This window comes from Candidatus Hydrogenedentota bacterium, assembly GCA_018005585.1.
Classification (GTDB): Bacteria; Hydrogenedentota; Hydrogenedentia; order Hydrogenedentales; family JAGMZX01; genus JAGMZX01.
Genome location: JAGMZX010000235.1, coordinates 1 through 5,816 on the forward strand (window position 1 = coordinate 1; position 5,816 = coordinate 5,816).

General features: G+C 63.6%; 5 protein-coding genes. 4 read left to right on the top strand and 1 reads right to left on the bottom strand.

The features are described 5' to 3' along the window. The 3 genes from KA184_22845 to KA184_22855 form a co-directional block, all read left to right on the top strand. Positions 1 to 879: dihydrodipicolinate synthase family protein (locus tag KA184_22845; GenBank protein MBP8132427.1), on the top strand; the 879-nt coding region annotated here is incomplete at its 5' end. Positions 880 to 900: 21 nt separating this feature from the next. Then, a complete protein-coding gene (locus tag KA184_22850; GenBank protein MBP8132428.1) occupies positions 901 to 2,175 on the top strand; it encodes a DegT/DnrJ/EryC1/StrS family aminotransferase in 1,275 nt (424 codons plus the stop codon). Between the two features lie 20 nt (positions 2,176 to 2,195). Further along, a complete protein-coding gene (locus KA184_22855) occupies positions 2,196 to 3,233 on the top strand; it encodes a Gfo/Idh/MocA family oxidoreductase (protein ID MBP8132429.1) in 1,038 nt (345 codons plus the stop codon). A gap of 7 nt (positions 3,234 to 3,240) precedes the next feature. On the opposite strand, the gene KA184_22860 is transcribed toward KA184_22855, so the two are convergent. Continuing rightward, complete coding sequence (locus KA184_22860) at positions 3,241 to 4,206, bottom strand: hypothetical protein (protein MBP8132430.1); 966 nt, start codon at positions 4,204 to 4,206, stop codon at positions 3,241 to 3,243. Between the two features lie 180 nt (positions 4,207 to 4,386). Here KA184_22860 and KA184_22865 point away from each other — a divergent pair. Beyond that, on the top strand, positions 4,387 to 5,816 hold a 1,430-nt coding region (locus tag KA184_22865; GenBank protein MBP8132431.1), incomplete at its 3' end, for an aminotransferase class III-fold pyridoxal phosphate-dependent enzyme.

Genomic DNA, 5,816 nt, shown 5'->3' on the forward strand with positions numbered 1-5,816 from the left:
ATCGAGGGAATTCTTCCGGCCTTATTGACCGCATTTGACAATGAGGGCGCAATCCACGAATCCAATCTGCGCAAACTGGTGCGATATATGGTCAACGCGGGTGCGAACGGCTTCTTCTTGTGCGGCAGCGCGGGCGAAGGCGTCTACATGACGCCACGGGAACGCAAGCGCGTCATAGAGATTGTCGCAAGCGAAGTCGCGGTGCAGGTGCCGCTCATCGCGCACGTGGGCGCCATGTCCACGGACGAGGCCGTTCAATTGGCCCGCGACGCGCGCGAGGCCGGGGCCGCGGCGGTTGCAAGCATGCCGCCGTTGGTGTTCCGGCAACCGTGGCCGATGATCATTGACCACCTCCGCGCTATTTCAGAAGCCGCCGAGTTGCCGACGTACTACTACCACATCCCGGTCATCACCAATGTTGCCGTCACCGCGGACGAAGTCGCGGAGATGGTGGACCGGATTCCGGGGCTTGCCGGTTTGAAATTCACCTCGCCCGACCTGTTTCTGCTTTGGGGCGTTCTCGAACGGCCCCGGCGGCCCATTCATGCACTCTACGGATGTGATCAGCAGTTGTTCCAGGGGTTGATCACCGGCGCTTGTGGCGGCATCGGCTCGACGTACAACTATCAGATCGAGAACGTGGCAAACCTGTACCGCGCGTACAAACGCGGCGATCAGGCGGAAGCGCTGCGCTGGCAGGACAAGGTCAACAAGGTGATCGAGGTCCTGTTCCGGCACGGCGGCAACCGCGGCACGGAAAAAGCGATGATGTCGCTTCGTGGCTACGACGTGGGGCCGCCGCGACGGCCCGGCGCGCCGTTTCCCCCGGAGCGGCTGACTGAATTGCGGCGCGATATGGAAACGCTTGGCCTGCTTTGACAGAAGAAAGGGGAGCACACCATGAAGAATAAACTTGCGATTCATGGAGGAGCGAAAGCAGTGGATGAGCCGCTGCCGGCGTGGCCGTGTCTGGACGAAAAGGCTATCCGCGCGGTACGGTCGGTATTGCGCAGCGGCAAGGTCAATTATTGGACCGGCCCGAAGGGCATGGAGTTTGAGAAGCGCTTCGCGGAGTGGCAAGGCTCGAAGTTCGCCATCAGCACCACGAACGGAACCAGCGCCCTGCACACGGCACTCGCGGGACTCGGCATCGGACCCGGCGACGAGGTGATCGTGCCGAGTTATACGTTTATCGCGAGTTCCTTTTCTATCTTGCAGGCGGGCGCGATTCCGCGTTTTGCCGACGTGAACCGGGACGACCACTGCCTGAGCGTGGAATCGGCCGCCAAGTTGATCAATGAGCGGACGAAGGCGATTATGCCCGTGCATCTTTACGGCAATGTCGCCGACATGGACCCGATCCTCGCGCTCGCGAAGCAGCACAACCTCTACGTGGTCGAGGACAACGCCGAAGCGTTCGGCGGCGAGTACAAAGGCCGCAAGACCGGCGCAATAGGCGACGCCGGGGCGTGCAGTTTCTGCCAGAACAAAACGTTCACAACCGGCGGTGAAGGCGGCATGGTCACCACGGACAACGAGGAGGTCGCGTGGCGCTGCCGCAGCTTCCGCGACCACGGTTACAACGTGCGAGACCGCCTGCGCCTGCTCGAGATGGAGCAGAAGCTTTCGTACATCCACGATATGCTCGGCTGGAACTACCGCATGACGGAGATGCAGTCGGCCATCGGCCTGACGGAACTGGACCGGATGGATTCCTGGAACATGCCGCGGCGGCGCCGCAATGCCCAGATTCTGTTGGACGCGCTGCGCGACGTGCCGCAGGTCCTGCATCTGCCCATCGACACGCCCGAGCGGCGCAACGGCTGGTACGTGTTCCCGATCACGCTCGACATCGACAATATGTCGTGCAACATGGAACAGTTCCTGCAAGCGTTGGGAGCGGAAGGCGCGCCTTGCTGGAAGGTGTTCTGGCCGCAATGCCACACCGAGCGCGCGTTCCGCGAGCACCACGGCTTCGGCAATTCGAAATTCCCCTTCCGCAGCAGCGAATACACGCGCCCGGATTCGGCGGACTACTCGAACGTCGACGTGCCGAACGCGGTCTGGCACCAGACGCACACGTTCATTACGTTCATTTTCCCGACATACAAAAAGTCGCACATCCGCGGCATCGCCAAGGGCATCAGGAAAGTCATCGCCGCGTACGCAAAATAGCTGACGCCGGGAGACATGCCATGAAAGCGAAATGGGGCGTTCTGGGATGCGGCGGCATTGCCCGCCGCCGCACGATTCCCGAAGGCATCATGCAGGCGCGCAACGCGGAATTGCGCGCGGTAACGGACACGGACCCCGCGGCCGTCCGGGAAGTCGCGGACATGACCGGAGCCAAGGCCTGTTCCACCGGGGCGGAATTGCTCGCGGACAATTGCGACATCGTATACGTCGCGACGCCCGTGCACGTGCACGTCGAGCAGGCCGTCCGCGCGGCGGATTCCGGCAGACACGTCTTCTGCGAAAAGCCGCTGGCGCTCGACGTTTCCGGCGCGCAAGCCATCGCGGATGCGTGCCGCTCAAACGGCGTGAAACTCGGCGTGGGATTGATGATGCGCTTTCACGCGCAGCACCAGGCCGCGCTCGAAATCGTAAAATCAGGCAGGCTCGGCGCCCCGGTGTTCGGACGCGCGCAGTTGTCCTGCTGGTACCCGCCAATCCCGGGCGCATGGCGTCAGGACCCGGCCACGGGCGGCGGCGGCACGTTGATGGACCTCGGCGCGCATTGCCTGGACCTCCTGGAAATGCTCTTCGGCCGCATTGTGCGGCTGAGTTGCAGCGTTGCGAATCTCGTTCAAGACTACCGCAGCGAAGACACCGCCGTCGTCCTGGTCGAGTTCGAGAATGGCGCGCGCGGGGTCGTGGACGTTCTCTTCAATGTCCCAGATGCGAGTTCGCGAAACCGGCTTGAACTCTACGGTTCGCAGGGGTGCGTGCTGGCCGAAGGCACCATCGGCCAGGGCGAGTCCGGCGGCATGTGCGCGTATCTCGAAGAAGCCGCCCGCGGCTACGAGGCACAACAGGCCCGCGCGGCGGGACAGATGATGACCATCGCGCCCGCGCCGGTGAACATGTATCGCGCCGAAGTCGAGGCCTTTTCGCAGGCCGTGCTGGACAACACCGCGCCGCCCGTGGACGGCACGGCGGGAGTACACATACAAAAGGTGCTCGCCGCGTGCTATGAATCGGCCCGGCTGGGCAAGAGCGTGACCATAGCCTGAGCGGGAATCAGCCACGCCGTCGTTTTTCGAGGGACCGAATGCCGTCGAGGGCGGGGTCCTCGACCGTGGGCCAGAAGAATCTTCGAGCAGACGGATTGAGTTCTTTTCGTGCCTGGTCGTACAGCGTTTCCGAAAGGCCGGCCGCCGCTTCCACAATGCGCGGTCCCGTGTTTTCCGCCAGATAGCTGCTGCGCGCGATGCGCACCTCGTAGCCACCGCCCCCGTAGGCCTCCGGCGTGCAGATATAGCCATAATACCCATTCGCGAGTTCAACGCCGCAAGTCCTGCAAAATGGCGACCGCACGCGGATTTCCAGCGCAAACGCCTGGAATAACTCGCCTGGAACGGTCCAGAGCAGGGTGTCGGCAATACGTATTGCCTGTACTTCCAGGGAAACACGACGGGATTTGCCGCGCATTCTCTCAACCTCCAGCAATTCCCGCGCGTACAACGTCTCGGCAGTTACGCCGCTCTCTCCGCTTCGATCAGACAACGCGCGCGCCCGCTTCCGTTCGGCGGGCGTGCTCTCGCGAATGGCGCTGCGCACGTGCGTCGACGCGGCCCCAATATCCGCGCCCTTTACATAGTCCGTCGTCGCGAGGCCCAGGAGTGCCGCAGCGCCAACCGCACGTCCGGTCCGTTCGCACCAATAGGGGCCAAATTCGGCAGCGCGCGGACTGAGGTTGTCCATCTGAGTCACATCGCCGCAGGGGGCGTTCAGGAAAACGACGCCGAACGCCTCGCCGTAGGCGGCTTGCAGCGTGTCCACGACCCAGCGCGGATAGTCGGCGGAAAAAAACACGCCGTTCATGTGAGTCGCGTGACAACCGAAATTCACGATGCAGCCTAACGGCTGGAATGTCTTGGCGTGCCGGAAACCGACCGTGGTCACCGTGTCATCGGCGAGACCCGCCGGGCAGATGATGTCCGGGTGCATTTTCCCCGGATGTGTCACCTGTGTGCCGTCCCTCATGAGAAAACGCCGGTTAAAGGCCACGGCCGGCGCGTGCGCGACGGCTGTCCCCGCAAATGCGGGCTGACGGCCCTTCCAGGCCTTGGTGACCGTTTCCGCAATGGCGCCCGCGATTTGTTCCAGGTATTTCGGGTCCTCCCGGGACGAGAAAATCCCGGCTACCGGCCCGCCTGAGTGCGTATGCGTAGCCGCGGCCAGACAGCATTGCGCCGGAATCCCGGTCTCACGCCGGATGCGCGCCCGCGCGGCCCGCACGACATCCCGGGGCAATGCAACCGCGTCCACCTGCGCGATTGCCACCGTCGTTGTCTTGCCTGCGACGGCTACGGCGCGCACAAACAGGTCGTCGGCGACACCCGAGGCGGTACGCCTCTCGAAGAGCCCAGGAATCTCCGCGCCGGCTGGCGGCGTAATACACGCTGCTGCAAATCCCACTTCCAACATGACGGCTCCGTATTTTGCTGCTTCTTCACAACGCCTTCCGCTAATACTACCGAGGCTGCTCGCCCTGGTCCAGCCGGACTTCCCGGACTGCCGCAATTCCTGCCGCGCCGAAGCGTTTCACGGAATCAGGCGCCGCCCCGCGCATCGGACGCCCTGTTGACGGCAGATTGCATCGCGGCACACGGTGGCATAAGATGCAGCCTCTTGCGGCGAGTGGGGAGCACATCGCACGGAAACAGCGGATCTATGACCGAAGAAAGCCAGACCGGCGCCCTTTACCGGCACGCGAAAACACGCATTCCCGGCGGAACGCAGTTGCTCAGCAAGCGCCCGGAGATGTTCCTGCCGGACCAGTGGCCTGCGTACTTCAGCCGCGCAAACGGCTGCGAAGTCTGGGATCTCGATGGCCACCGCTATTTCGACTTCACCCACAACGGTGTCGGCTCATGTCTCTTGGGCTATGCCGACCCGGACGTGACCCGTGCCGTCGTCAGACGGGTCGAGTCGGGTAGCATGTGTACGCTGAACGCCCCCGAAGAGGTCGCGCTCGCCGACAGGCTATGCGCCATTCATCCCTGGGCGGAAAGCGTCAGGTTTACGCGCTGCGGCGGCGAGGCCTGTGCCGTGGCCGCGCGCATCGCACGCGCTACAACGGACCGTTCGCTCATCGCCATCTGCGGCTACCACGGCTGGCAGGACTGGTATCTCGCCGCGAATCTGGGCGAAGGGGACGCGCTGCGTGGGCATTTGCTCCCGGGTCTCGACCCGCTTGGCGTGCCGCGCGAATTGCGGGGCACGGCGGTCACGTTTCCATTCAACGACCGTGCGGCGTTCGCCGCCATACGTGACCGCTATGGCTCGCGGCTCGCGGCGGTATTCCTGGAACCGTGCCGCTATCAAGACCCCGAGCCGGGGTTCCTCGAATGTGTGCGCGACGGCATCCACGCGGAAGGCGGCCTGCTGGTCTTCGACGAAATCACCATCGGCTGGCGTCTCGTGCATGGCGGCGCGCATTTGCGGCTTGGCGTCACCCCCGATATGGCCGTCTTCGCAAAGGCGCTGGGCAATGGCCATCCCATCGGCGCGGTCATCGGCACACGCGAAGCCATGTCCGGCGCGCAAGCCTCGTTCATCAGCAGCACGTATTGGACCGAGAGCGTAGGGCC

What these genes read in the sequence shown, in the direction of transcription:
- KA184_22860 (MBP8132430.1), bottom strand. Translation starts at nt 4,206, where the DNA reads ATGAGGGACGGCACACAGGTGACACATCCGGGGAAAATGCACCCGGAC.
- KA184_22850 (MBP8132428.1), top strand. Translation starts at nt 901, where the DNA reads ATGAAGAATAAACTTGCGATTCATGGAGGAGCGAAAGCAGTGGATGAG.
- KA184_22855 (MBP8132429.1), top strand. Translation starts at nt 2,196, where the DNA reads ATGAAAGCGAAATGGGGCGTTCTGGGATGCGGCGGCATTGCCCGCCGC.